The following is a 26,111-nucleotide window of genomic DNA, read 5'->3' on the forward strand; positions in this document are numbered from 1 at the left end:
TTCTTGTCTTGCAAAACATGCTAGAATCAACACTCATCAGAACCTAATCAAAAGCACACTATGAATAACGTTACCATCGTAAAATGCCCAACTTGCCAAGCTGATGTGCAATGGGGGGAGAAAAGTACTTTTCGCCCTTTTTGCAGTAAAAAATGTCAACTTATTGATTTTGGTGAATGGGCAGAAGAAGAGAAATCGATTGCAGGTGCTCCAGACATGTCCGATTCTGATGGCTGGTCAGAAGATGCTCACTAGGAGCTTCAGCTCCCCCTAAACAAGTACAAAGAGACGCCATATGCGTCTCTTTAAGTAATTCAACAAGGTCTTCCCCATCTAATCTCACCTATTACTGGTCAGTTATTTCGAGGTTGCCGCACCGTAAATGTTCATAACCTTTTCCAAGATGGGTACGTTAGCTTCAGGGAAATCATATTGTTGAAGGTCCACTATATTCACCCAGCCTCCTTGTTGCCCCTCTTTACCGTAAGGCTCTTCTTCAAAATCCGTCACAACAAAGAAATCAAACTCTAAAGACTTATCTGGATAATCGTGTTTCAGTGATACCAAATGACTCAACGTGGTCACCTTTATCCCAATCTCTTCAAAAAGCTCTCTAATGGTTGCATCCTGAGCCGTTTCACCTTCTTCCACCTTGCCACCAGGAAACTCCCATAAACCACCTTTATGAGCTTTGTCAGCTCTCTTAGTGATGAAGACTTGGTCTTTAGCCGGATTCAATATGACAGCCGCGGCAATATGAAGACGTTTCATTTAGTTTCCTTTTTATAACAAGACAAAGAGCTCAGCAAAGCTCGAAAAGATGACTGAGAGTGTATACCCTAACACTATTCTCTACTGCAAAAAAAACGGGTTCCCAAATTGGGAACCCGTTTTTACTATGAGAATGCAATCAGCATTACTTCTTAGCAAGTTTCTCTTTAATACGAGCTGACTTACCAGAACGCTCACGTAGGTAGTACAGTTTGGCACGACGTACTGCACCACGGCGCTTAACTTCAATGCTGTCAACAATTGGAGAGTGAGTTTGGAACGTACGCTCAACGCCTTCACCGTTCGAGATCTTACGAACTGTGAATGCAGAGTGTAGACCACGGTTACGAATAGCGATTACAACGCCTTCGAATGCCTGTAGACGCTCACGGTCACCTTCTTTTACTTTAACCTGAATTACAACAGTGTCACCTGGTGCAAACTTAGGTAGATCTGATTTCATTTGCTCTTGCTCAAGAGCTTTGATGATGTTGCTCATTTTGTAAATTCCTAGAATAAACTGATACTAAATTCAATAGGTTACTTGCTTCGATGTTCTCTAATGAACTCGGCAAGTAATAATTCCTGTTCGTCAGTCAGAGCTAGGTTTTCCAGAAGCTCTGGTCTTCTAATCCAGGTGCGACCTAGCGATTGCTTTAACCGCCAGCGACGAATGTCCTTGTGATTTCCAGACTTGAGTACACTTGGTACTTCAATACCATCCAACACTTCAGGGCGCGTATAATGCGGGCAATCTAACAAGCCATTAGCAAAAGAATCTTCCTCTGCCGATGCAAAATCTCCCAATACCCCAGGTACAAACCTAGAGACGGAATCAATTAGCGTCATGGCTGGTATTTCACCACCCGTCATCACAAAATCTCCGATTGACCATTCTTCATCAATCTCAGATTGTATGATGCGCTCATCTACCCCTTCGTAACGACCACAAATAAGAAGTAAATTCTCATTCGTTGCCAATTCTTCCACTCCTTTTTGGTCAAGTTTTCGACCTTGAGGAGAAAGGTAAATGACTTTCGTCTTTCCCGGTGAGGCTTGTTTGGCTGTTTGAATGGCATCGCGCAAAGGCTGAACCATCATCAACATACCAGGACCACCACCGTAAGGTCTATCATCAACAGTGCGATGCTTGTCGTGAGTGAAATCTCTAGGATTCCATGTCTCTACCGACAAGAGACCTTTTTTAACCGCTTGACCTGTTACTCCAAAATCCGTAATAGAACGGAACATTTCAGGAAAAAGGCTAATTACGCCAACCCACATGTGTTCTCTCGCTCTAAATTCTGAAGCTAGAATCCAGGATCCCAGTCAACTTCGATCCGTTGAGCTTCGCGATCAACTTGAATGATCACTTGCTCTTCAAGGAACGGAATTAATCGTTCCTTTTGGCCAAAAGCATCTTTTAGATTCGCTTTTACAACCAAAACATCGTTCGAGCCAGTTTCTAATAGGTCAACGACCTCACCAAGGTTATACCCTTTAGTGGTAATAACTTGCATACCGAACAATTCACGCCAGTAGAACTCATCTTCTGACAATTCAGGTAGAGAAGCGGGGTTTATTGCAATTTCAAAATTGGTTAGTAGGTGAGCTTCCTCGCGGATCTCTAGACCTTCTAATTTACACACCATCCCTTTGTTATGGCGCTTCCAACTTTCAACTTTGCATTCCACCCAATCACCCTTTTGTTTAATAAACCAAGGGCTATAGTCAAAAATACTTTCAGCATTGTCTGTGTAGGAGAAAACCTTAAGCCAGCCACGAATGCCGTAAGAAGCACCAAACTTACCTACAACAATTTTCTCGACTTGCTCGCTCATTGTTTCTTTATCCTTCATCGACATAAACTAATTATCTTCTTTAAAAGAATTAAGCCGCTTTTTGAGCGTCTTTAACTAGCTTAGCTACGCGGTCAGAAACAGTCGCGCCTTGACCAACCCAATGGTTAACGCGATCTAGGTCTAGACGTAGACCTTCTTCTTGACCTTGAGCAGTAGGGTTAAAGAAACCCACTTTCTCGATGAAACGGCCAGTTGCAGCTTTGCGGCTGTCCGCTACTACGATTTGATAGAATGGACGCTTCTTCGCGCCGTGACGTGCCAAACGAATGGTTACCATGTCGTCCTCTTTGCTTTCTCAAAAATAAATATAACCCCATTAACTCCTCTTATTACCGAGGAATTTGGGGTCTCGTGCCAAAATAAAGCTCCGGAATTTTACTCTTATTACTAGTCATTGCAAGGCTTTTAGCTATTTTTTCACCACATGAATACGCGACATTTTTATGTGAGCGCGATAACAACTTGAAAAAATACTGACCTCGCATTGGTTTTGTTTAGCATAAAAGTAAAAAAAGGAAGCAAATTCATTCGCTTCCTTTTTTTTCATACAACGGCTGTTGTTATCGACCGAACGGATTAAATCCTCCGCCCGCGCCTCCCATTCCACCCATCATACCTTGCATATTTCTCATCATGCCTTTCATGCCACCCTTCTGCATTTTCTTCATCATTTTCTGCATTTGAGTGAACTGCTTCAGCATGCGATTAACGTCTTGCACTTGGGTACCTGAACCCGAAGCGATACGCTTTTTGCGTGAACCTTTAATGATTTCTGGGCGCTGACGCTCTTTCATGGTCATGGAATTAATGATGGCTTCCATTTGCTTGAACATCTTGTCGTCTACTTTATCTTTCACGTTATCTGGTAGTTGGGACATACCTGGCAGTTTGTCCATCATTCCCATCATGCCGCCCATGTTCTGCATCTGACCAAGCTGCTCACGGAAATCTTCCAAATCAAAGCCTTTTTTCTCTTTGAATTTCTTTGCCAGCTTTTCCGCTTTGTCTTGATCCACATTGCGCTGTAGATCTTCGATCAGTGACAGTACGTCACCCATACCCAAAATACGAGATGCGACACGATCAGGATGGAATGCTTCTAGAGCATCGGTTTTTTCACCCACACCCAAGAATTTAATCGGCTTGCCTGTGATATGGCGAACAGACAACGCTGCACCACCACGCGCATCACCATCTACTTTCGTTAAGATAACACCCGTCAATGGAAGCGCGTCGCCAAAGGCTTTTGCTGTGTTCGCCGCATCTTGACCTGTCATCGCATCGACAACAAACAAGGTTTCAACTGGTGTGATGGCCGAATGAAGCTCTTGGATTTCTTCCATCATTTCATGATCGACAGCGAGGCGACCCGCGGTATCGACAACAAGAACGTCATAGAATTTTTTCTTCGCATGATCGATAGCAGCATTAGCAATATCGATAGGCTTTTGGTCTGCCGAAGATGGGAAGAAATCAACGCCAACGTCACTGGCTAACGTTTCAAGCTGTTTTATCGCGGCTGGGCGATAAACATCCGCAGAAACAACCAATACTTTCTTCTTGTCGCGCTCGGTCAGTAGCTTAGAGAGTTTACCGACACTAGTGGTTTTACCTGCACCTTGTAAACCCGCCATCAAGATGACAGCAGGTGGTTGAGCCGCAAGGTTTAGAGCCTCGTTCGACTCTCCCATCACGGCTTCAAGTTCGCTTTGAACTATCTTGATGAACTCTTGACCTGGGGTCAGAGATTTAGAGACTTCAACACCGACCGCGCCTTCTTTAACGCGTTTTACGAAATCTCGAACGACGGGAAGCGCAACATCGGCCTCAAGCAACGCCATCCGCACTTCACGCAGTGTGTCTTTGATATTGTCTTCGGTCAGTCGACCTTTACCGCTGATATTTTTCAGCGTACTGGATAGTCTATCCGTTAAATTCTCAAACATTACTTATTCGCCTAATCAATGCGATACTTTGCCGCGAGTATACAATATACACACACGAGTGTCTGTCTTCTGTGTTATGAATCCTTGAAGTGACTTCAGTATCTATGCTATGAACTTGCAGGTCACTTGGGTATAATCCCTTATTCTGACAGTAAAATTGTGGAAACCATGGAAAATTTGATTGCGGTTATAGCTGTTATTCTTTATTTCTTGGCCGTCGCGACCATCGTTCCAGGCCTTGCTAATCAAACAGGTATTAAAACGCGTACCGTATTTGTCAGCGCTCTTTTAGCTTTGGTTTTCCATGCTTGGCTTCTTAGTGATCTAATCTTTGACGGTTCAGGGCAAAACCTGAGTATTCTCAACGTCGCTTCTCTCATCAGCTTTATAATTTCACTGGTGATGAGCGCCTCCATGTTCAAAACACGCTTGTGGTTTTTGCTTCCAGTTGTTTACGGGTTTTCGGCAATAAACTTATCTGCAGCCACATTTTTACCAAGTGCCTACATTACGCATTTAGAAAACGACCCTAAACTATTGATCCATATTTCTTTAGCGTTGTTTTCATACTCAACGTTAACTATCGCTGCGCTTTATGCACTGCAGCTAGCGTGGCTAGATCATAAACTTAAAGCCAAAAAAGCTCTGACCATTAACCCTAATCTGCCTCCATTAATGATGGTGGAAAGGCAACTTTTCAAGATCATTTTGATTGGAACTGTACTCTTATCAGCAACACTGCTGACAGGCTACGTATTTGTTCAAGACATGTTCATACAAGGCAAGGCACATAAGGCTATTTTGTCTTTTATCGCTTGGGTTATCTATACCGTGCTTTTGTGGGGACACTATCAGCAAGGCTGGCGTGGAAAAAAAGTGACTTGGTTTGCAGTAAGTGGTGCGACACTGCTCACTCTTGCGTACTTTGGAAGCCGCTTTGTGCGAGAGATCATTCTTAGCTGATTTATACTTGCTTTTCTTTTTCAACCGCTCTAAAAAGTTGGAGAAGACCGCTTTTGCTCATTACTTCACCAATTCCGTAATATAAGGACAGTTACAACTTTGGATGATATATCAACGGGCGTCTTATTTGCCCTGCTGGCGGTATTGATCGTCATTTCCGGTTACTTTTCTGGTTCTGAAACCGGGATGATGTCACTCAATCGATACCGTCTTAAACACCTGTCTAAAGAAGGACATAAAGGTGCTCGCCGAGTTGAGAAACTACTGGATCGTCCAGACCGATTGATCGGTCTGATTCTGATTGGTAACAACCTAGTTAATATCCTTGCGTCTGCAATCGCAACTATCTTAGGGATGCGCTTATATGGTGATTTAGGGGTTGCGATAGCCACTGGTGCCCTAACTCTAGTCGTCCTTGTCTTTGCCGAAGTCACGCCAAAAACTCTTGCGTCTCTTTACCCTGAAAAGGTCTCCTACGCCAGTTCTGTCGTACTGACTTTACTTATGAAGATACTGTCGCCATTAGTATTACTCGTTAACTTCATTACTAACGGGTTCTTGCGCATCCTTGGCATAAAAGCCAAACACGGCGACGATGATCATTTGAGTTCTGAAGAACTCCGAACCGTGGTGAATGAAGCTGGCGGGCTGATTCCTCGCCGACACCAAGACATGCTGATTTCGATTCTTGATTTGGAACACGTGACGGTAAATGACATCATGGTGCCTCGCAACGAGATTACCGGTATCGACATTAACGACGATTGGAAATCTATCGTTCGTCAGTTAACGCATTCGCCTCATGGCAGAGTTGTTCTTTACCGCGACCAAATTGATGAAGTCGTCGGAATGCTGAGATTAAGAGAATCTTACCGTCTGATGCTAGACAAGAATGAATTCACTAAAGAAACCCTATTAAGGGCAGCAGATGAAGTGTATTTCATTCCTGAAGCGACACCATTGAATGTTCAATTACTCAAATTCCAACGAAACAAAGAACGTATTGGTCTGATTGTAAATGAATATGGTGACATCATCGGCTTGATTACACTTGAAGATATTCTAGAAGAGATCGTTGGCGAGTTTACAACCTCTATGGCACCAAGCCTTTCTGAAGAAATTACACCACAAAACGACGGAAGTTTCTTAATTGAAGGTAGTGCCAATATTAGGGATATCAATAAAGGGTTGAGTTGGGAGCTTCCAACCGATGGTCCAAGAACATTAAACGGGCTGATCCTAGAGCACCTTGAGGATATTCCTGAAAGCCAGTTAAGTATCCAGGTGGCGAGCCACCCTATGGAAATTATTGATTTTACTGAGAACAAAATAAAACTGGTCAAAGTTTACCCTTCTCATCAGTAGCAAAAAATATCCGCCCTGATAAGTCAGGGCGTTTCTCTCGCATAAAACCGTTTTTCTTACGCCTAGCTACCCTCACCTCAGATTCAAAAGTGAGAATTGCGCTCCTTTAATTTTCCATGATTACGAATAGCGTGAACGAACACTCAATTCAAAGTCGTCTTTCGAGCTAGCTTTTCTAGACACGTGTCGCTTTATTGTAAAGGAGAAGCTTAACATGGCACTATCGGCGGACAACATCTCAGCTCAAATTAGAGCCCTTAAAAAGCAACTTCAAATCGAACTCCCTGATTATAAGGAAAAATTCGAAGAAGTCGCAGAAACATTAAAGTCAGAAGTCGCTCGAATTAAAGATGAAGAAATGAATGGTCACTCCGTACCTATATATCAGTATTCAGACATTAAGAGTGGTTTCAATGAACAGCAGACTTTCAAGATCCAACGAGCTGGCTGCGTTGTCATCCGAGGTGTTTTGCCGGGAAGCGAAGTGGAAGAACACAATACAGCTTTGGAGCGTTATATTATTGAAAATGGTTACTACGACCATACCCCAAAGGTTGAAGATAATTATTTCAGCCAGTTGAAGTCAGATAAGCCTCAGATTTTTGGTCTCTATTGGTCTAAAGCTCAAGTTTGGGCTCGTCAGCATCAAAATATGGCGAAACTGCGCAGCCATCTCAATCGCTTATGGGAGTTTGAACATGACGGGCAGAAAGAGTTTAACCCGGATTTGGAGGTGAGCTATGCTGACCGAGTTAGACGTAGGAGCCCAGGGGATACCTCGTTAGGTTTATCCCCTCATGTCGATTCCGGTTCCATCGAGCGTTGGTTAGAACCCAATTATCGTCAGGTTTATCGCAATGTTTTCAATGGTCAATGGAAAGAGTATCAGGCATTTGATGCTAGACATCGAATCGCTGTTGAAGAATTTAATTCATCGGCTGTTTGTAGTGTATTCAGAACGTTTCAAGGCTGGGTAGCCTTAACACCACAAGGTGCCGGAGACGGTACATTGCAGCTCATACCTACAACCCTTTCTATGCCTTACATGCTGCTAAGAGCGCTGCAAGATGATATTGAAGAAGATGACCTATGTGGGGCGCAGCCAGGTCGAGCGCTAACCGTAAACAAGAAATGGCATGATTTATTGCTTCAAGGTTTAGTCAGTATTCCAAATATGGAGCCTGGTGATACTGTGTGGTGGCACCCAGATACAGTACACGCTGTAGAAGATAAGCACTCTGGAAATGGCTACAGCAATGTCATGTTTATCGGCGCCGCACCAGATTGTGAGAAAAACCGACGATTTCAATCAAAACAAAAAGGCGCATTTCTTGCCGGTAGAAGTTGCCCTGACTTTTCACCGGAAGATCACGAAGTCAGTTATCAAAATCGAGCCACTATGGATGACTTAACGGATCTCGGAAAACGTCAGATGGGGTTCGAAAAGTAAGAATTCATGGAATTAAAAAACCCGCGACATCCGCGGGCTTAAACGTTTACTTAACGCTATTTATCTTCAATGTACAAAGAACTAAGCCCTTACTTGATACTAAGTTCTTTTAACATTGACTCTGGCAACGCCAGTTCATCATTTTTATTTACAGCAATACCAGCATCGATAATCGCAGTCGCAATCGCTTTTGCTTCATCAAGAGAGTGCATGTCTGCAGTCCCACACTGATATTCATTCAATTCTGGAATTTGATTTTGGCTTTCTACCTTCAGCACATCTTTCATTGCTGCTAGCCAAGCTTCTGCTACCTGAGATTCTGTTGGCGTGCCAATAAGACTCATGTAGAAACCTGTACGACAGCCCATCGGAGAAATATCGATAATTTCCACATTAGAACCATTCAAATGCGCACGCATGAAACCCGCATAAAGGTGCTCTAACGTATGGATGCCTCTTTCTGAAAGAATGTCTTTGTTAGGCGCGGTGAATCGCAAATCAAACACAGTGATCGTGTCTCCTTTTGGTGTCTGCATGGTTTTCGCCACGCGAACCGCAGGAGCGTTCATCTTAGTGTGATCAACGGTGAAACTATCTAGTAATGGCATCGGATAAATTCCTTATTATATCGGTCAAAAAAACCAGCTTCTGCTGCTTTCCAACTCGTCTTTACATTGTTTAAGTTGCCAGCCATAGTTTTTTGCTTGCTGCTCGACTTTTCGAGCAACTTTTTTAAGCGATGGTTTGCTGGCATAGGTCTTGCGCTTATAACCGCCGCGACCTTCGTGATAAGCCAAATATTGATTATAGGCATCCCACTTTGAAACGCCCAATTGTCGCTGGGTTTCGTGAGTATACCAACCTACGAACATAATGGAATCATCGAAATTCGTTCTTGACCCACCATGATTGGTCGCTTTTTGAAAGTCACTCCATGCAGGATCTTGAGCTTGCGCGTAACCGTACGCACTACTCACTCTCCCCCAAGGAATAAACCCTAATAAATAGTCTTTTGGTGGTCTGGCATCGTGGATAAAACTGCTTTCTTGCTTAATAAAAGCCATGGCAACATGAACAGGGGTTCCCCATTCGTCTTCCATATCTTTAGCATCATCATACCAGCTTGGTTTCTCTTTAAAGATATCGCACAAGTTGTGCTGTTTCTTGGGGGGTGCGGTAGCGCACCCCATGAGTACAGAGCTGGTCAATACAACCAATAGCAGCGGTTTTATCTTCATTTGTTCTATTGCTTCAAGTAGGCAAAATAGTCATCTAGAAAAGCATCAAAAGGCTGTGTTTCGTTAGCTTCTATTCGAGATTGTGCTTCTCGAGAATCCAGAACTTCTTGTTCCATCATCTCTTCGTTGTAGGCTTGGTATTCGTGATTCAGATGCGCTTGTTTATACGCTTTCCCCAAATGCATGCCAATACCAACAATACCGCCGTGCTCTTTAGTTTGAGCGAGAAGCTGACCAGAAATCGTTAAATCAGGCTGATCTATCCAAGTTTCCAGTTCATCGCATACTTTTTGGTAATCTGTCGAGCCATGTTGCTCATCCATAATTTCTGCAATTAAGCGAAGCTCTTTGAATACTCGATGCCCCCAATCTTGAAGCGTAAGTCGTTCACCTTTACAACCGATTTGGAGCTCTAAACCAACTTTTCGACCTTCTAGGATCACTTTGCTCCAGTTATCTCGCCAACATTCGAGCTCACAGTTATCCATTTCTTCGGATTCGGACAGAACACACCATGTAAGGAATAAGTCGAGGAATCGGATCTGTTGCTCATCAACCCCGACAGGGCTGAATGGGTTAACATCAAGTGAACGTACTTCAATGTATTCAACCCCACCACGATGAAGCGCTTCAGATGGCTTTTCACCGGAATGAGTAACACGCTTTGGACGTATTGGAGCATACAGCTCATTTTCGATTTGCAGGACATTCGAATTTAACTGGCGATATTCTCCATCCACTTTTACACCGAGCTGCGCAAACTCTGCCGATGGTGTATGGATAGCAGCATTCAGCCCCTCAAGATACTGATTCAAGCTGTTGAAACCAATTTTCAACTCACTTTGAGCGCTATTGGTGTAACCGAGGTCGCTTAAACGAAGGGAGGTAGCTTCAGGTAAATAGAGCGTTTCACCTATATTTTCAAAGGGCAGTTTTGAATCTCTACCTTGAATAAAGGATGGACATAATGCTGGAGATGCTCCGTAAAAGAATGGGATCATCCAACCAAATCGATAGTAGTTTCGAATTAAGTCAAAATACGCATCCGACTTCGCATCTTCACGACTTTTTTGGTCTTGCTCACCGTATAACGCATCCCAAAAGTTTTCAGGAAAAGAAAAATTAAAGTGAACACCGGAAATTACCTGCATCAAGCTACCGTATCGACGCTTTAAGCCTTCACGGTATAAGGTTTTCATTTTACCTGTGTTTGATTCACCGTACTGAGCCAGCGTGATATCGTCTTCATTCTTAATGAAGCATGGCATTGACAGCGGCCAAAACTTTTCGCCATCCAACTTCTTTTGCGTAAAGTGATGCACATCCGACAGCTGACTTATCACGTCATTTACCGAGTGGGAAACCGGAGTAATAAATTCCAACAATGATTCAGAAAAATCAGTTGTTACCCAGCGGTTAGTGAGTGCTGACCCTAGCGCTTTAGGATGAGGTGTCAGTGCTAGATGACCATCTGAAGTGTAACGTAACGACTCTCTTTCCACGCCACGTCCATACTGCTCAAAAATAGAAGGGTCTTTTGCGACTTTCTGAAGTCGCTTGGAGAATACAGTCAAAACTCAGTTCACTTATCTGTTTAGTATCAGGCTAGAATAATCATTCTGGTCTTTGATTACTATGAAATTGAAGCAAATACTAATAAATGAGAAAGTGAGTTTCCCGTCTACTGGTATTCATGTTGGAGATGCATATCAAACTTACGTTTTGTATGCATCTCTAGGATCTGTTAACCCTAAACAACAGTTATGTGTGCTCTATTGCTCGATTTCAAGTTTTTCGATAGATAGTCCAAACTTTTTCAACTTTGGTGCAAGTTTTTCCGCGTCACCCACAACTATGATCTGGAAATCAGATGGGTTAAACCATTTTGCAGCCACTTTGTTCAATGTGCCAAGCTCAACAGATTGTAATAGGTTATCGCGTTGCTCTAGATAATCCTCTTCTAAAGAGTAAGTAAGAATTCTTGATAGCAGCTGAGATTTCTTCGACGGGGTTTCATACTTCAGTGCATCTGCCTGACCACGTGCTAATCGCATAAACTGCAGCTCTTCTTCCGTTAAGCCACTCGTTGAAACTTCATTAAGCTCATTGATGATTTCATCCAATGACTCTACCGTAACATCCGCTCGTACTTCGGCTGAGAATACAATCAATCCCGTTTCTTTCATCCCATACACATAGCCGTATGCACCATATGTGTAACCTTTGTCTTCACGGAGGTTTTGGTTAATTCGGCTGTTGAAGTTCCCCGACAAATTGTAGTTTGCTAGCTGTCCTAGGTGCATTTCACCCGTCGTATCGAAAGGCAGACCTTGCTTAACCAATCGAATTGCACTTTGTGGTGCTCCGGGCTTATCTACTAGGAAGATTTTTTGTCCTTCAAGTGGTTGAATCACTTGGGGCGTATACAGTGGTGCTGAATTGCCTTTCCAGTCGTTCAAGAATGACAGTGATGTCTTCGCATCGCGCTTTTTAATATCGCCAACAATGACAACTTGCGCGCCTTGCGGCGTATAATGCTCACTGTAGAATGCTTTGACATCTTCTAGTGTCAAACCATTGATTGACGTTCTGGTGCCATCGCTCGAACGACCAAAACGACTACCGTTGAATAACACTTGGCGAGTCGCCTGAGAAGCTAACCAACTTGGCTTTTGATGTTCATAGACAATGCCTTGAATCGCTTGCTGCTTAACTCGCTCAAAATCACTCTCACGAAACGCCGGTTCGCGGATCATTTCTTCTACCAATGCCAAGGTTTCAGCAAGGTTCTTCTCTAACCCAGACACACTAATAACCGTTGAATAAGAGCCTGCATCAAATGAAACATAACTCCCTAAACGGTCTAGCTCTGTTTGAATTTCTTTGGCAGAGCGTTTCAGCGTACCTTCTGTCATCATGGTTGCTGTTAAGCCAGCCAACCCTTCTTGCCCTTCTGCAACGTAACGATTTCCGGCAGGTAGTTTAATATCAAGCTGAACGGTTGGTGTTTCATCACTGACTGTCCCTAGAATTTCAACACCACTGTCTAAATAGATTCGGTATAAATCGGGCATCGTCCCTTTAACTGCACCTGAGACTTTTGGCACGACCGAACGATCAAACGTATCGACCGCTTTGCGATAAGCAAGATCAGACTCTTTTACTTTTTGATATTCAGGTAAGGTGCGCTTCGGCGTAACAAAAGTCGCTGGCTTTACTGCCCAGTCGGCTTTATTTTTCGGTACAACACTCAAGACCACTTTGTGATTGTTTACTAGGTAGTGCTGATAAGCAGATTGAACACTGTCTGGAGTAACCGTTCTAAGCTGTTCCAACTGCTCTTCAATGCGATCCGGTTGACCAAAAAAGGTCTCATTTGACGCCAGTTGAGTCACCTTACCTCGAACACTTTCAAGCCCAAAGATAGCGTTTGCTTCAGCGCGACCAATCATCGTCTCAAGCTGATATTCAGACACGCCTTTTTCCGACCACCTTTTCAGGCTACCCATCAGCTCATTATAAATAGGCTTAAGGTTTCCTGATTCCCCCGCCTTTGCCATAACATAAACACTAAAAGTACAGGCGAGTTCTGCACAATCTTGGAAAGCACCGACATCCACCGCTTTTCCAGATTGAACAAACTGCTGATAAAGCATGCTGTTTTTGCCATCACCCAGTGCGGTCGAGAGCATTTCTAACGAGGCATTAGAGTCGTGCCCTTGGAACGTTGTTGGCCACGAAACCATAACCATAGGTTGTTGGATTCTATCTTCCAAAGTGATGTAGCGATCTTCTGTTAATGTTGCTGGCTGCTTTTCCGCTTTTTTCACTTCAGGTCCAACAGGAATGGAGCCGAAATATTGGTTTATCCAATTTAATGTTTCTTCAGTATCAAAGTCACCACCGATGGTCAGGGTAGCGTTGTTTGGTCCGTACCACTGGAGGAAAAAGGCTTTCAAGTCATTCACATCGACTCGATCGAGATCTTCGACATAGCCAATCGGCTGCCAAGAATATGGATGACCTTCAGGGTACATGGCTTCGCCAATGCGTTCCCACATCAACCCATACGGTCGGTTTTCGTAGTTTTGTGCACGTTCGTTTTTAACGGTATCTCTTTGGATTTCAAATTTTCGTTGAGAAACGGCATCAAGCAAAAAGCCCATACGGTCTGACTCTAACCAGAGCATTTTTTCCAATTGATTTGCAGGAACTGTTTCAAAATAATTGGTTCGATCTCTGTTCGTGGTTCCGTTTAATGTTCCACCCGCTTCTGTGATGATTCTAAAATGCTCTTGATCACCAACATTTTCGCTTCCTTGAAACATCATGTGCTCAAAGAAATGTGCAAAGCCAGATTTTCCTATTTCTTCACGTGCACTACCCACATGATAAGTCACATCGACATGCACAAGAGGGTCTGAGTCGTCTGGGGCAAGAATGACCGTTAGTCCATTATCTAGTTGGTATTTTTTGTATGGAATCACAACCTTGCCAGATTGTGGCTTAACCTCTTCAACAAGGGTAATCCCTTCGGGTACTGAAGAGAAAAAAGTGACGGGTGCAAGAGAAGAGCAACCCGCGACAAACAGTGACGCAGTTGCACCAAACCAAACTTTTCTCATGAAGACTCCTTTAAAAACCGACGAATGCTGCCGCGATCACGCTATAACGTATCGCTTTGCCTGTGGCGATGAGAATTAGACAAGGTATAAATTTCATTCTGAGCCAGCCTGCCGCTAAACAAAGCGGATCACCCACAATAGGCAGCCAACTGAATAGAAGAGTGATATAGCCATATTGCTTTATCCACTGTAAAGCTTTATGACCATATTTTTCCGAATGGGTTCGATTTGGAAGAAAAAGTCCAATCCAATAGTTGGTCAAACCTCCCAATGTGTTACCAAGGGTAGCGACCAATACAAGTTGATATACGGGGTATTGATTAAGTTTTAAGGCAACCAACAAGCTGGCTTCGGATCCGCCAGGCAATAATGTTGCACTTAAAAAGCCGGTTGAAAAGAGGACCCATAAAGCAGACTGGCTAAACCATTCAGTAAAGCCGTCTAACATTTCATATCGAGCAGCACTTTGCCTCGGGTGTGACCACCTTCAACATGTTCATGCGCCTTAGCAACATCGGTATAAGAGAATATTTTTTGTACTTCCGTTTTTACAATGCCAACACTAACCATATACAGCATTGTATCTAGCTGCTCAGTATCAGGCTCTACCAACATACCACTTGCTTCAAAGCCCAACATCTTGGCTTTATCGCAAATAAGCTCAGCTGTGATCGTCGGAACCGTAATGACTCGCGCGTTGTCTTTCAAGCATTTCAAAGCATCTAACGCAGCGTCACCACCAACTAAATCAATCAATACATCGACATCTTCAACACGCTCAGATACAGGAGCAAACTGATAGTTGATCGCATGCGCACCAAGTGTTGCTAGGTAATCTAAGTTATCTTCACTGCATGTTGTAAAAACTTCTGCTTGAGCGGCGACTGCGAATTGAATCGCTAAATGCCCAACACCGCCAGCACCCGCGAGAATCAACACGCGATCATTTCCTGTAACTTTGGCTTTATTAAGTGCTTGAGCCGCGGTTTGTCCCGCAACAGGCAAGACTGCGGCAGCTTCAAGTGTCACGCTATCTGGCACGAGACTAAGCTGATCTTCCTTAACACAGACATATTGGCTATAACCGCCTGCCTGAGCTGGAAAGCCAATAAGACCAGCAACAAAGCTGCCTGCCTTAAATTCTTCAGCGCCTTCACCACATTTTTCCACGACGCCCGAGATATCATACCCAGGTGTCCAAGGGAGGTTGTCTTTGTTGGCTTCAGCCGCCCAACCTAGTCCTTTTCTTGTTTTAACGTCAATCGGGTTTACCCCAGCAAAATGCACTTTAACCAATACTTCGCCCGCTTCAGGCTCTGGTATTGCTTCACTTTGAATGGCTAACACGTCAGGCTCACCAAACTGGGTAATCACCACTTTTTTGTTGTCCGTCATACACAAGTTCCCTTGATACTCAAAAAAATGAAAGGGATGCAGAAGCATCCCTTTGACTATAAACCATTTTACAATGTTTGGTTAATCATCAGATCTCAATTTCGTTGAACGTTATCCCACTAATGCCAACAAAATACCTGCTGCAACCGCACTTCCCAATACTCCCGCTACGTTAGGTCCCATCGCATGCATTAGAAGGAAGTTTTGCGGATTCGCTTCTAAACCCACTTTGTTTACTACCCTAGCAGCCATAGGAACAGCGGATACACCAGCAGCACCGATAAGCGGGTTGATGTCTTCTTTAGAAAACTTATTCAGTAGCTTAGCCATTAGAACACCGGCTCCAGTACCAATACTGAATGCGACAGCACCAAGAGCCAAAATACCCAATGTTTCAAAGTTTAAGAACTGTTCAGCTTGAAGCTTAGAACCTACACCAAGACCTAAGAAAATAGTTACGATGTTGATAAGCTCGTTCTGCGCTGTACTTGAAAGACGATCTACCACGCCAGCTTCACGCATCAAGTTACCAAGACAAAACATCCCCACTAAAGGCGTCGCCGAAGGTAAGAAAAGAATCGTCATGAGTAATACAGCTAATGGAAACAGTACTTTCTCACCTTTACTTACGTGGCGAAGCTGAGCCATCTGAATTTTACGTTCTTCAGGGTTCGTCAGCGCCTTCATAATCGGCGGCTGAATAATTGGGACTAATGCCATGTAGCTGTATGCAGCAACCGCTATAGCACCTAATAAGTCTGGCGATAATTGGCTGGCTAAGAAAATAGCCGTTGGTCCGTCTGCACCGCCAATAATAGCGATGGATGACGCGTCAGCCATGTTGAATTCCATACCTGGCACATAGTTAAGTAAAATTGCACCAAATAAAGTGGCAAATATACCAAACTGCGCCGCAGCACCTAACCAAAGGGTTTTAGGGTTAGCAATAAGCGCCCCAAAGTCGGTCATTGCCCCAACTCCCATAAAGATAAGGAGTGGGAACACACCAGATTCAATACCGATGTAGTAGACCAAATAGAGCAAGCCACCTTCGTCGGTAAACCCAGCATTTGGGATATTCGCTAAAACAGCACCAAAACCTATCGGTAGTAATAGAAGGGGCTCAAAACCTTTTGCTATTGCAAGGTACAAAAGCCCACAGCCCACAAGGATCATACAAATTTGACCGAACTCGAAGTTGGCGATCCCTGTTTCAGCCCAAAGGGTCAACAATCCTTCCATGATGCTCCCTTACGCTAGGCTTAATAGTGGTGCACCTACCGTCACGGCATCACCTTCTTTCACGTGAATATCTTGAACAACACCGCCACGTGCAGCACGAACTTCTGTTTCCATCTTCATCGCTTCAAGAATAAGTAAAACATCACCTTCTGCTACTTCTGAGCCAGGTAGAACGTTCACCTTAAAGATGTTTCCTGCTAATGGCGCTGGAACCGCTTCTGCATCATTTGATGCCTGTGCAACTGGAGCCGCAGCGGGTTGAGGTGCAGATGTTGGTGTAACAGAGGTTAATTGCCCCTGAGGTCCTACTTCCACATTGTAAACCTGCCCGTCTACTTTAACGCTATAAGCTTCCACACCACCTGGAGATGAAGTGGCAGTAACTGGGGCTGATGCCGTTTCTGTTACGACAGGCTCTTTACCTGGAGCAGGTTCAAATGCGTCTGGGTTGTTTCGGTTTTTAAGGAATTTAAGACCCACTTGCGGGAACAGTGCGTACGTTAGAACATCATCGACTGTATCTTCTGCTAATGATATTCCATCCTCTTTCGCTTTCGCGATAAGATCATCTGTCAACGTATGCAACTCTGCATTCAAAAGATCCGCTGGGCGACAGGTGATAGGCTCTGCACCTTCAAGGACTTTGGCTTGAAGTTCGGCATTTAGCTCTGCTGGTGCAGCCCCGTATTCGCCTTTCAATAAACCTGCCGTTTCTTTAGTGATGCTCTTGTAGCGCTCACCTGTTAATACATTGATCACGGCTTGTGTACCTACGATCTGAGACGTAGGGGTAACAAGTGGGATGTAACCAAGATCTTTACGTACTCTTGGGATTTCTTCTAATACTTCATCCAAACGATCCGCCGCACCTTGTTCTTTTAGCTGACCTTCCATGTTCGTCAGCATACCGCCTGGTACTTGCGCAATCAGAATGCGAGAATCCACGCCTTTTAGCTGTCCTTCCCACTTGGCGTACTTCTTACGAACCTCTCGGAAGTAAGCAGCAATAGGCTCTATTTGATCAAGCTTTAGGTTGGTATCGTGCTCAGTACCTTGCAGCATTGCAACCACTGTTTCAGTTGGCGTGTGACCGTAAGTACAACTCATGGATGAGATCGCAGTATCAAGAATATCGATTCCTGCTTCTACAGCCTTTACTGCCGTTGCAGTCGAAAGCCCTGTAGTTGCGTGGCAGTGCAACGCTAAAGGCACATCACATGAAGATTTAATTCGGGTAATCAGTTCCTCGGCTTCATAAGGCTTAAGAAGACCTGACATGTCTTTAATACAGAGAGAATGGCAACCAAGGTCTTCTAGGCGTTTAGCCAAATCGACCCATGTATCGATGTTATGAACGGGGCTGGTAGTATAAGACAATGTACCTTGAGCATGTGCGCCAACATCAACAGCAGCTTTCACTGCTTTTTGGAAATTACGCACATCATTCATCGCATCAAAGATTCGGAACACATCCATGCCATTCGCATGAGCGCGCTCAACAAATTTCTCTACGACATCATCTGCGTAATGACGATAACCAAGAAGGTTTTGACCACGCAATAGCATTTGCATTGGTGTGTTCGGCATCGCTTTTTTAAGCTCACGCAAACGCTCCCACGGATCTTCTCCTAAGAATCGAATACACGCATCAAATGTTGCGCCACCCCAAGTTTCTAAAGACCAGTATCCGACTTTATCTAACTCCGCCGCGATAGGTAACATATCTTCAATACGCATACGCGTGGCAAACAGTGACTGATGTGCGTCACGCAACACCACGTCGGTAAGAGCAAGTGGTTTAGACATGCTGATTAACTCCTTTTAATTTTTATCCGACATTACTTCACAGCAGACGCACGGTGTTTATGTATAGCAGCAGAAATTGCCGCAACCACCTGTGGCTGAACTCCAGAAGTACTGGATTGAATTTTTTTTGCTTGTACTGGTGCAATGCTCGGTTGGGGTGCTTCTTCTGGCACCAACTTAGACAGTAACCGAACAAGATAAACGAGAATGGTTAGGAATACGAAGACAACGGCCATGCCAGTAAGCATAAGGACCGCTGCATCTCCTAGCAGGCTTCCAATATTAGTCATGTTGCTTCCTTTCTATGTCATCCTGACAATAACTTATGCACACACTCCCTCAATATAGTGGGCATAAGTGGTCTAGGATTATCTCGATTGGTAAAATTTTGTCAATTTTGTTTAATAAGCTATTTAATATTCTGCACAAACATGCGACTTTTTTGACTAGTTATTGCATACAAATACGCCACACAAACCCGATTTCACCATAGTTACTGTGGCTTTTACCAAACATAATGAAATTCTGTATCGAATACTGAGAGGAACTTAAAAAAATAATTTTTATTCTTTAAAAACAACAGGATGTAAAAATAAAGATAATAAAATGATAATGAGATGTTAACAGGCATAAAAAAAGCCTCGCAAATGCGAGGCTTTTTATTGAAATGGCGCGCTCGGAAGGATTCGAACCTTCGACCGCCTGGTTCGTAGCCAGGTACTCTATCCAGCTGAGCTACGAGCGCGCAGGTTGTGAACTATATCACATTTCATTTCTTCAGAAACAAAAAAATTGACCTCTGGCCAATAAATGGCGGTGAGGGAGGGATTCGAACCCTCGATACGGCTACAAACCGTATACTCCCTTAGCAGGGGAGCGCCTTCAGCCTCTCGGCCACCTCACCGCATTACATTCCAAAACTTAGGAATAATGGCGCGCTCGGAAGGATTCGAACCTTCGACCGCCTGGTTCGTAGCCAGGTACTCTATCCAGCTGAGCTACGAGCGCGCTTTGTCTTATTGGACGTTGAAAATATCAACATTTATAAGAGCATGTGCAAGAATGGCGGTGAGGGAGGGATTCGAACCCTCGATACGGCTACAAACCGTATACTCCCTTAGCAGGGGAGCGCCTTCAGCCTCTCGGCCACCTCACCGTCTTGCGGAGGCACATATTACGATTTACCAAAAATATGTCAAACATTTTCTTGGCATAATTTGCAAAAAATGGCTTAAGCGTTGGGTATTTAATCAAAGCGGCGGGAAATTAAACTTTTCCTGTTACACACCATTTAAACCGTTATTAAAAAGGCCAGCGTTTGCTGACCTTTTTAATGTTAGTAGTTGCCTGAAGCAGAACCACCGTTGCCTTTCTCGGCTTGTATACGCATGTAGATTTCTTCACGGTGTACCGATACTTCTTTTGGCGCATTAACACCAATTCGAACCTGGTTACCTTTAACACCAAGCACGGTGACAGTTACTTCATCACCGATCATAAGAGTTTCACCTACGCGGCGAGTCAAAATTAGCATTCTTGTGCTCCTTGAGTAATCTCTGATTTATTTTTCTCTATGATGTCACCATCTTAGGCAATTAACAATTCCATAATGTTATTTGGCTATGAAACCATTAGCTTTTGGTGCCCATCAAGCTCTAAATGTCCAGCTACAATAAAATTGTGAAGATGATTTGAAATCTCTTCTATTCTCTCTGGTTCAATGAAGTATGTACAAGAGCGGTTACTCTTCACTTCACCTAACAATGGAATTTGATGCTGTGCGAATTCATCAGTAAGCGCAGCATGCACTTCTTGGATTTGACAACCAACACAGCTGATTGCTGATACCCGAGTAGTCTTTTCAATGCTCTCTGAAGCAATAAGTGATAACTTCGCGAGAGAACTCTGTGGAATGACAATATCCGATACTTTCACATCTTCCGCCGTCGCCCAAACATCAATCCCTAACATTTGGCTTTGATCTCGAATAGACTGCAATGCGCTTGATTTAACCTCAACAACAATCAAATCACGCTGGATAGCGAGCCCGCATATCGGACTATCAGACTGCTCTCCGGTCACCAAAGTTCCCGAATTTTCAGAAAATGAAGAAAGAACACGCAAAGGAATCCCGTGTTTCCTGGCATGAATGACAGAAGGCAAGTGCAATACTTTCGCCCCTTTTCTCGCCATTTCTTCCATACTAGGAAAGTCAATTTCCGCTAGTTTACGTGCACTTTTTACGATGCGAGGATCGCATGTATAAATGCCATCAACGTCAGTAAAGATCTGACATTCTGCAGCGTTTAACGCACCAGCAAGTGCCACTGCGGTCGTGTCCGATCCTCCACGCCCAAGGGTGGTAATATTGCCACTTTCAGAAATCCCCTGAAAGCCTGCGACGATCACTACGTGGTCATTCTCTAAATAGCTCTGAATCGTATTGGTATCAATCGATTCGATAGACGCATCGTTGTGGAAACCATTCGTTTTAATACCCGCTTGGCTACCTGTTAGCGATACAGCATTCACACCTTTTTTGTTCAAGGTCATGGCCAAAAGTGCCATTGAGACTTGCTCGCCTGCTGATAACAATACATCTAACTCTCGGGCAGTTGGTACAGAATCAATCTGTTGAGCCAACCCCAACAAGCGGTTTGTTTCACCTGACATTGCAGAAACGACAACCACAAGCTGCTTCCCTTCTTGCTTGGTTTTTATGATGCGCTCAGCAACTGCCTCAATGCGCTCAATCGAACCAACCGAAGTTCCGCCGAACTTCTGAACTACTAAAGATTCACGTAATGACTGTGTCACCTTTCTTCACCACCCTGGGGCTTAATCCCCGTTGTTATTACACAAAAGCGATTGAACACGAAGCCATCATATTCAAAGCGACTAAATACAAATGCCACTGACTTTATCAGCCAGTGGCAGTCAAAAATACAAAAGTTACAAACGCTCTTCTAGCCACGCACCAACAGACGACAAAGCTTCTGGCAGTGCAGTTGCATCCGTACCACCGGCTTGAGCCATGTCTGGGCGACCGCCACCCTTGCCACCAACTTGTTGAGCAACCATGTTAACTAGCTCGCCTGCTTTTACCTTACCAGTCAAGTCTTTAGTTACACCAGCAATCAAGCCAACTTTGTCTCCAGATACGTTACCCAACATAATGATGCCGCTGCCCAGTTGATTTTTTAGCTCATCAACCATGCCACGCAGTGCTTTATTGTCAGCACCGTCTAACTCAGAAACCAATACTTTCACACCAGCGATTTCTTTTACTTGGCTCGTTAGGCTCGCGCTAGCTTGAGAAGCCAGTTTATCTTTCAGCTGTTGAATCTCTTTTTCTAAAGCTTTTGCTTTGTTCGCGGCTTCAGACAATTTGGCTTCGAACTTATCATGGCTTGCTTCGATCGCGTCTAGTGCACCTTCACCGGTCACCGCTTCAATACGACGGATACCTGCTGCGATACCACCTTCTGAAACAATCTTAAATAGGCCGATATCACCAGTGCTGGACGCATGAATACCACCACAAAGCTCGGTTGAGAATTCTCCCATCGACAGCACACGGACTTCGTCGTCATACTTTTCGCCAAATAGCGCCATCGCACCTTTCGCTTTAGCAGACTCAATATCCATGATGTCCGTTTTAATTGTGTGATTGCGACGCACATGCGTGTTTACTAGGCGTTCTACTTCTTTGATTTCTGCCGGAGTCATGGCTTCCAAGTGAGAGAAGTCAAAACGCAAGTTATCCGCTTTAACTAGTGACCCTTTCTGCATGACATGCTCGCCAAGTACTTGACGTAGCGCTTCATGCAGTAAGTGAGTTGCTGAGTGGTTTAAAGAAATAGCCGCGCGGCGCTCTGCATCCACATTGGTCGATACACTGTCGCTTTTCGCTAAAACACCTTCAGAAAGAACACCGTGGTGAGCAATAGCATTACTCAGCTTTTGTGTATCTTCCACTATGAACAACCCAGTGTCTGTTTTTAACACACCGGTATCACCACACTGACCACCAGACTCGGCATAGAATGGTGTTTCACCTAGAACAATGATCGCTTTGTCACCAGCGGACAGAGATTCAACTTCTTCCCCTTCCACAAAAATACCTGTAACAGAGCTCTGACCTTCGGTTGCTGAATAACCTTGGAATTCAGTTGTCGCATCAATCTTAATAGATGCGTTGTAGTCGGTGCCAAATTGACCTGCTTCACGAGCACGCTGACGCTGTGCTTCCATCGCTTTCTCAAAACCTTCTTCATCGATCGCAAGTTCTCGCTCACGAGCAACATCATTGGTTAAGTCAGCTGGGAAACCGTATGTGTCATAAAGCTTAAATACCGTTTCACCATCCAGAACATTACCTTCAAGGTTATCTAATGCGTCGTTCAAAATTGTCATACCGCGTTCAAGAGTACGACCAAAGTTCTCTTCTTCGATTCGAAGTACTTTTTCAACAATGGCTTGCTGTTTCTTCAACTCAATGCCAGCAGTACCCATCACGTCAGCAAGTACACCAACCAATTTGTGGAAAAATGCACCCTGCGCACCTAGCTTGTTACCGTGACGAACAGCACGACGAATGATTCGGCGAAGTACGTAACCACGTCCTTCATTAGAAGGCATCACGCCATCAACGATTAGGAATGCACAAGATCGGATATGGTCAGCGACAACGCGAAGCGATTGATTCGATAGATCATCATAGCCAGTCACTTCCGCCGCAGCTTTGATTAATGTTTGGAATACATCAATTTCATAGTTTGAGTGTACGCCCTGCATAATCGCAGAAATTCGTTCAATACCCATTCCGGTATCGACAGAAGGCTTTGGTAGCGGTTCCATCGTGCCATCGGCATGACGGTTAAATTGCATGAAAACGTTGTTCCAGATTTCGATGAATCGATCACCATCTTCTTCTGGTGTACCTGGACGTCCACCCCAAATGTGATCACCGTGATCGTAGAAGATCTCAGTACAAGGACCACACGGACCTGTATCGCCCATTTGCCAGAAGTTATCTGACTCGTATGGCTTACCGCCTTCTTTATCGCCAATACGAACGATACGGTCAGCTGGAACACCCACTTTCTTGTTCCAGATTTCGAACGCTTCATCATCGGTTTCGTAAATCGTCACCAACAAGCGATCTTGAGGCAGTTTTAATACGACCGTCAGAAATTCCCAAGCAAACGCAATAGCATCTTCTTTGAAGTAATCACCAAAACTGAAATTACCCAACATCTCGAAGAAAGTGTGGTGGCGAGCAGTAAAGCCCACGTTTTCTAAATCGTTGTGCTTACCGCCAGCACGTACACAGCGTTGAGACGTAGTCGCTCGGGTGTAGGCTCGTTTTTCTAAGCCTAGGAAACAATCTTTAAATTGGTTCATTCCTGCGTTGGTGAACAGCAGGGTTGGATCGTTATGTGGTACTAACGATGAACTGTCTACGATTTGGTGTCCTTTGCTTTCAAAGAACTTGAGGAACGCGTTGCGAACCTCGTCAGTGCTCATGTACATGCAGCTCTTCCTGAAAATAGTCGAGTTAGAATTTTGCCACATTGTATACCCAACCGACCTAAAGATGCGAGATTCAACAAGAATTTATTCGCGCAACGAATCACCGTTTCTAAAAGAAAAATGAAAACAGAATCTTAGGAAGATTGAATTAGAAGAGTGTTGGTAGAGAAAGGAAGATAATAAACAGCAATTGGTATTACGAAGAAGAAATAGGGATTAGAACAGAATGTGTGTTGAAGTGCCTAGACTCCCGCTCTATTCTTCATCACTTAACGCGTAGCTGATTTGGTCAAAACTGTAACCACGATATTGCAAAAAACGCACTTGTTTAGCGTATTCCTTCTGGTCTTTAGCTTTTATGCCTTTAAACTTTTTTTCTGCTGCCGCTTTTGCCAATTCAAACCAATCTTGTGGCTCCTCTTGCATTGCCTCTTCAATCACCGATTCTGATACGCGTTTTTGGCTTAATTCTTGTCGAATACGGCGCTCGCCATGACCTTTGTAAACGTGTTGACGTATCTGGCTTTTGGCGTAGCGAAGATCATCGAGATAATTATGATCGATACAGAAATTCATCGCTTCTTGAATCTGCTCTTCATCGTACCCTTTAAAAGCCAGCTTTTGGTAGAGTTCATATTCACCATGATCACGTCGACTGAGCAGTTGAATGGCAGCTTCTTTACTTGAAAGGGTAGGAGGATTTTTCTTTGGATACATACTCAAAACTTCAACGAAAGCAGGCGATATAAGTACTTTAACTGGATATAAGTGCTTTAGCTAAATACACAAAAGCCCTGCATTGCAGGGCTTTTATAAATCAATTAAGAGAATTAAAACTCTTCTTCTTTTGGCATCTCGCCAACTTCTGGCTCTTCAGGTTGTGCTACAACCAAAAGCATGTCACGAAGCTTGGTGTCGATCTCTTTCGCTACATCTGTATGCTCACGAAGGTATTTACCTGCATTCGCCTTACCTTGACCAATTTTGTCGCCATTGTAGCTGTACCAAGCACCAGCTTTCTCAACCAACTTGTGCTTCACACCCAAGTCGATAAGTTCACCTTCGCGGTTAAAGCCTTGACCGTACATAATTTGAGTCTCAGCCTGCTTAAATGGCGCAGCAATTTTGTTCTTAACCACTTTAATGCGAGTCTCGTTACCAACGATTTCGTCACCATCTTTGATAGAACCCGTACGACGAATATCAAGACGAACAGATGCGTAGAATTTCAGTGCGTTACCACCTGTAGTGGTTTCTGGGTTGCCAAACATTACGCCAATCTTCATACGGATTTGGTTGATGAAGATACACATACAATTTGATTGTTTAAGGTTACCCGTTAGCTTACGCATAGCTTGAGAAAGCATACGTGCTTGAAGACCCATGTGGCTGTCGCCCATCTCACCTTCAATTTCTGCTTTTGGTGTCAGTGCTGCTACGGAGTCAACAACCATAACGTCGATAGCACCTGAACGGGCTAGTGCATCACAGATTTCTAGCGCTTGTTCACCCGTATCTGGCTGAGAAACAAGTAAAGCATCGATATCGACACCCAGTTTCTTCGCGTAGATAGGGTCCAACGCATGTTCTGCATCGATGAACGCACAGGTCTTGCCTTCACGTTGTGCTGCTGCGATAAGCTCTAGAGTTAGCGTGGTTTTACCCGAACTCTCTGGACCATAGACTTCTACGATACGCCCCATTGGCAATCCACCAGCACCCAAAGCGATATCCAGTGAAAGTGAACCTGTAGAGATGGTTTCAACATCCATCGTACGGTTATCACCAAGGCGCATGATAGAGCCTTTACCGAATTGCTTTTCAATTTGTCCAAGTGCTGCGGCTAACGCCTTTTGTTTGTTATCGTCCATCCGTATCTCCACACAACGTGTTCGTGATTATGCTGGCTATTA

At 44.1% G+C, this 26,111-nt stretch carries 24 protein-coding genes and 4 tRNA genes; 4 read left to right on the top strand and 24 right to left on the bottom strand.

Annotation, left to right across the window (positions count from 1 at the left end):
- Nucleotides 1–60 precede the first annotated feature (60 nt).
- Nucleotides 61–255 (top strand): DNA gyrase inhibitor YacG, encoded by a 195-nt coding sequence (gene yacG, locus CW749_RS12515; RefSeq protein ID WP_101112476.1) that lies wholly within the window; start codon nucleotides 61–63, stop codon nucleotides 253–255.
- A gap of 102 nt (nucleotides 256–357) precedes the next feature.
- Here the strand turns inward: yacG and mutT are convergent, their stop codons facing one another.
- The 6 genes from mutT to ffh form a co-directional block, all read right to left on the bottom strand.
- Entirely contained in the window at nucleotides 358–771 is a 414-nt protein-coding gene (gene mutT / locus CW749_RS12520) for an 8-oxo-dGTP diphosphatase MutT (RefSeq protein ID WP_101112477.1), read from the bottom strand.
- Nucleotides 772–916: 145 nt separating this feature from the next.
- Nucleotides 917–1,270 (bottom strand): 50S ribosomal protein L19, encoded by a 354-nt coding sequence (gene rplS, locus CW749_RS12525; protein WP_101112478.1) that lies wholly within the window; start codon nucleotides 1,268–1,270, stop codon nucleotides 917–919.
- Between the two features lie 41 nt (nucleotides 1,271–1,311).
- Nucleotides 1,312–2,055: a tRNA (guanosine(37)-N1)-methyltransferase TrmD gene (gene trmD / locus CW749_RS12530; RefSeq protein WP_101112479.1), complete on the bottom strand. Its 744-nt coding sequence runs from the start codon at nucleotides 2,053–2,055 to the stop codon at nucleotides 1,312–1,314.
- A gap of 26 nt (nucleotides 2,056–2,081) precedes the next feature.
- On the bottom strand, nucleotides 2,082–2,636 hold the full coding sequence (gene rimM, locus CW749_RS12535) for a ribosome maturation factor RimM (RefSeq protein ID WP_101112480.1): 555 nt from the start codon (nucleotides 2,634–2,636) through the stop codon (nucleotides 2,082–2,084).
- 25 nt (nucleotides 2,637–2,661) lie between these two features.
- Complete coding sequence (gene rpsP, locus CW749_RS12540) at nucleotides 2,662–2,910, bottom strand: 30S ribosomal protein S16 (protein WP_101112481.1); 249 nt, start codon at nucleotides 2,908–2,910, stop codon at nucleotides 2,662–2,664.
- A 283-nt stretch (nucleotides 2,911–3,193) separates the two neighbouring features.
- Nucleotides 3,194–4,579, bottom strand: a complete 1,386-nt coding sequence (gene ffh / locus CW749_RS12545; RefSeq protein WP_101112482.1) for a signal recognition particle protein — start codon at nucleotides 4,577–4,579, stop codon at nucleotides 3,194–3,196.
- 168 nt (nucleotides 4,580–4,747) lie between these two features.
- On the opposite strand from ffh, the gene CW749_RS12550 reads away from it, so the two are divergent.
- The 3 genes from CW749_RS12550 to CW749_RS12560 all read left to right on the top strand — a co-directional run bounded on the left by CW749_RS12550 (nucleotide 4,748) and on the right by CW749_RS12560 (nucleotide 8,357).
- Complete coding sequence (locus CW749_RS12550) at nucleotides 4,748–5,542, top strand: inner membrane protein YpjD (protein WP_101112483.1); 795 nt, start codon at nucleotides 4,748–4,750, stop codon at nucleotides 5,540–5,542.
- 99 nt (nucleotides 5,543–5,641) lie between these two features.
- Complete coding sequence (locus tag CW749_RS12555) at nucleotides 5,642–6,907, top strand: CNNM domain-containing protein (protein ID WP_101112484.1); 1,266 nt, start codon at nucleotides 5,642–5,644, stop codon at nucleotides 6,905–6,907.
- Nucleotides 6,908–7,121: 214 nt separating this feature from the next.
- Complete coding sequence (locus CW749_RS12560) at nucleotides 7,122–8,357, top strand: YbiU family protein (RefSeq protein ID WP_101112485.1); 1,236 nt, start codon at nucleotides 7,122–7,124, stop codon at nucleotides 8,355–8,357.
- An 89-nt stretch (nucleotides 8,358–8,446) separates the two neighbouring features.
- Here the strand turns inward: CW749_RS12560 and luxS are convergent, their stop codons facing one another.
- From luxS to recA, 18 genes are all read right to left on the bottom strand, one after another.
- Nucleotides 8,447–8,965 carry an S-ribosylhomocysteine lyase gene (gene luxS / locus CW749_RS12565; protein WP_101112486.1) on the bottom strand — a complete coding sequence of 173 codons (519 nt, stop codon included), beginning with the start codon at nucleotides 8,963–8,965 and terminating at the stop codon, nucleotides 8,447–8,449.
- 24 nt (nucleotides 8,966–8,989) lie between these two features.
- A complete protein-coding gene (locus CW749_RS12570; protein WP_101112487.1) occupies nucleotides 8,990–9,595 on the bottom strand; it encodes a hypothetical protein in 606 nt (201 codons plus the stop codon).
- Nucleotides 9,596–9,600: 5 nt separating this feature from the next.
- Nucleotides 9,601–11,169, bottom strand: coding sequence for a glutamate--cysteine ligase (gshA, locus tag CW749_RS12575; protein WP_101112488.1), 1,569 nt, complete (start codon nucleotides 11,167–11,169; stop codon nucleotides 9,601–9,603).
- 198 nt (nucleotides 11,170–11,367) lie between these two features.
- Nucleotides 11,368–14,220 carry a pitrilysin family protein gene (locus CW749_RS12580; protein ID WP_101112489.1) on the bottom strand — a complete coding sequence of 951 codons (2,853 nt, stop codon included), beginning with the start codon at nucleotides 14,218–14,220 and terminating at the stop codon, nucleotides 11,368–11,370.
- Between the two features lie 10 nt (nucleotides 14,221–14,230).
- The gene (locus CW749_RS12585; protein ID WP_101112490.1) at nucleotides 14,231–14,668 is read right to left on the bottom strand and encodes a YqaA family protein; all 438 of its coding nucleotides are present in this window, start codon (nucleotides 14,666–14,668) and stop codon (nucleotides 14,231–14,233) included.
- Nucleotides 14,662–15,615, bottom strand: coding sequence for an NADP-dependent oxidoreductase (locus CW749_RS12590; protein ID WP_101112491.1), 954 nt, complete (start codon nucleotides 15,613–15,615; stop codon nucleotides 14,662–14,664). Before CW749_RS12590 ends, CW749_RS12585 begins: the two co-directional genes overlap by 7 nt.
- A gap of 111 nt (nucleotides 15,616–15,726) precedes the next feature.
- The gene (locus CW749_RS12595) at nucleotides 15,727–16,857 is read right to left on the bottom strand and encodes a sodium ion-translocating decarboxylase subunit beta (protein WP_101112492.1); all 1,131 of its coding nucleotides are present in this window, start codon (nucleotides 16,855–16,857) and stop codon (nucleotides 15,727–15,729) included.
- 9 nt (nucleotides 16,858–16,866) lie between these two features.
- Nucleotides 16,867–18,663 carry a sodium-extruding oxaloacetate decarboxylase subunit alpha gene (gene oadA / locus CW749_RS12600; protein WP_101112493.1) on the bottom strand — a complete coding sequence of 599 codons (1,797 nt, stop codon included), beginning with the start codon at nucleotides 18,661–18,663 and terminating at the stop codon, nucleotides 16,867–16,869.
- A gap of 32 nt (nucleotides 18,664–18,695) precedes the next feature.
- The gene (locus CW749_RS12605; RefSeq protein WP_101112494.1) at nucleotides 18,696–18,953 is read right to left on the bottom strand and encodes an oxaloacetate decarboxylase subunit gamma; all 258 of its coding nucleotides are present in this window, start codon (nucleotides 18,951–18,953) and stop codon (nucleotides 18,696–18,698) included.
- A 378-nt stretch (nucleotides 18,954–19,331) separates the two neighbouring features.
- Nucleotides 19,332–19,408, bottom strand: a tRNA-Arg gene (locus CW749_RS12610).
- 66 nt (nucleotides 19,409–19,474) lie between these two features.
- A tRNA-Ser gene (locus tag CW749_RS12615) sits at nucleotides 19,475–19,567 on the bottom strand.
- Between the two features lie 27 nt (nucleotides 19,568–19,594).
- A tRNA-Arg gene (locus tag CW749_RS12620) sits at nucleotides 19,595–19,671 on the bottom strand.
- Nucleotides 19,672–19,726: 55 nt separating this feature from the next.
- Nucleotides 19,727–19,819: transfer RNA gene (locus CW749_RS12625), tRNA-Ser, on the bottom strand.
- A 180-nt stretch (nucleotides 19,820–19,999) separates the two neighbouring features.
- Complete coding sequence (csrA, locus tag CW749_RS12630; protein ID WP_101112495.1) at nucleotides 20,000–20,197, bottom strand: carbon storage regulator CsrA; 198 nt, start codon at nucleotides 20,195–20,197, stop codon at nucleotides 20,000–20,002.
- Between the two features lie 86 nt (nucleotides 20,198–20,283).
- Nucleotides 20,284–21,480: an aspartate kinase gene (locus CW749_RS12635; RefSeq protein ID WP_101112496.1), complete on the bottom strand. Its 1,197-nt coding sequence runs from the start codon at nucleotides 21,478–21,480 to the stop codon at nucleotides 20,284–20,286.
- Between the two features lie 135 nt (nucleotides 21,481–21,615).
- Nucleotides 21,616–24,198, bottom strand: a complete 2,583-nt coding sequence (alaS, locus tag CW749_RS12640) for an alanine--tRNA ligase (RefSeq protein ID WP_101112497.1) — start codon at nucleotides 24,196–24,198, stop codon at nucleotides 21,616–21,618.
- A 255-nt stretch (nucleotides 24,199–24,453) separates the two neighbouring features.
- Nucleotides 24,454–24,915, bottom strand: a complete 462-nt coding sequence (gene recX, locus CW749_RS12645) for a recombination regulator RecX (protein WP_101112498.1) — start codon at nucleotides 24,913–24,915, stop codon at nucleotides 24,454–24,456.
- A 113-nt stretch (nucleotides 24,916–25,028) separates the two neighbouring features.
- Complete coding sequence (recA, locus tag CW749_RS12650; RefSeq protein ID WP_101112499.1) at nucleotides 25,029–26,069, bottom strand: recombinase RecA; 1,041 nt, start codon at nucleotides 26,067–26,069, stop codon at nucleotides 25,029–25,031.
- Nucleotides 26,070–26,111: the final 42 nt, after the last annotated feature.

This window comes from Vibrio sp. vnigr-6D03, from assembly GCF_002835515.1.
Classification (GTDB): domain Bacteria; phylum Pseudomonadota; class Gammaproteobacteria; order Enterobacterales; family Vibrionaceae; genus Vibrio; species Vibrio penaeicida.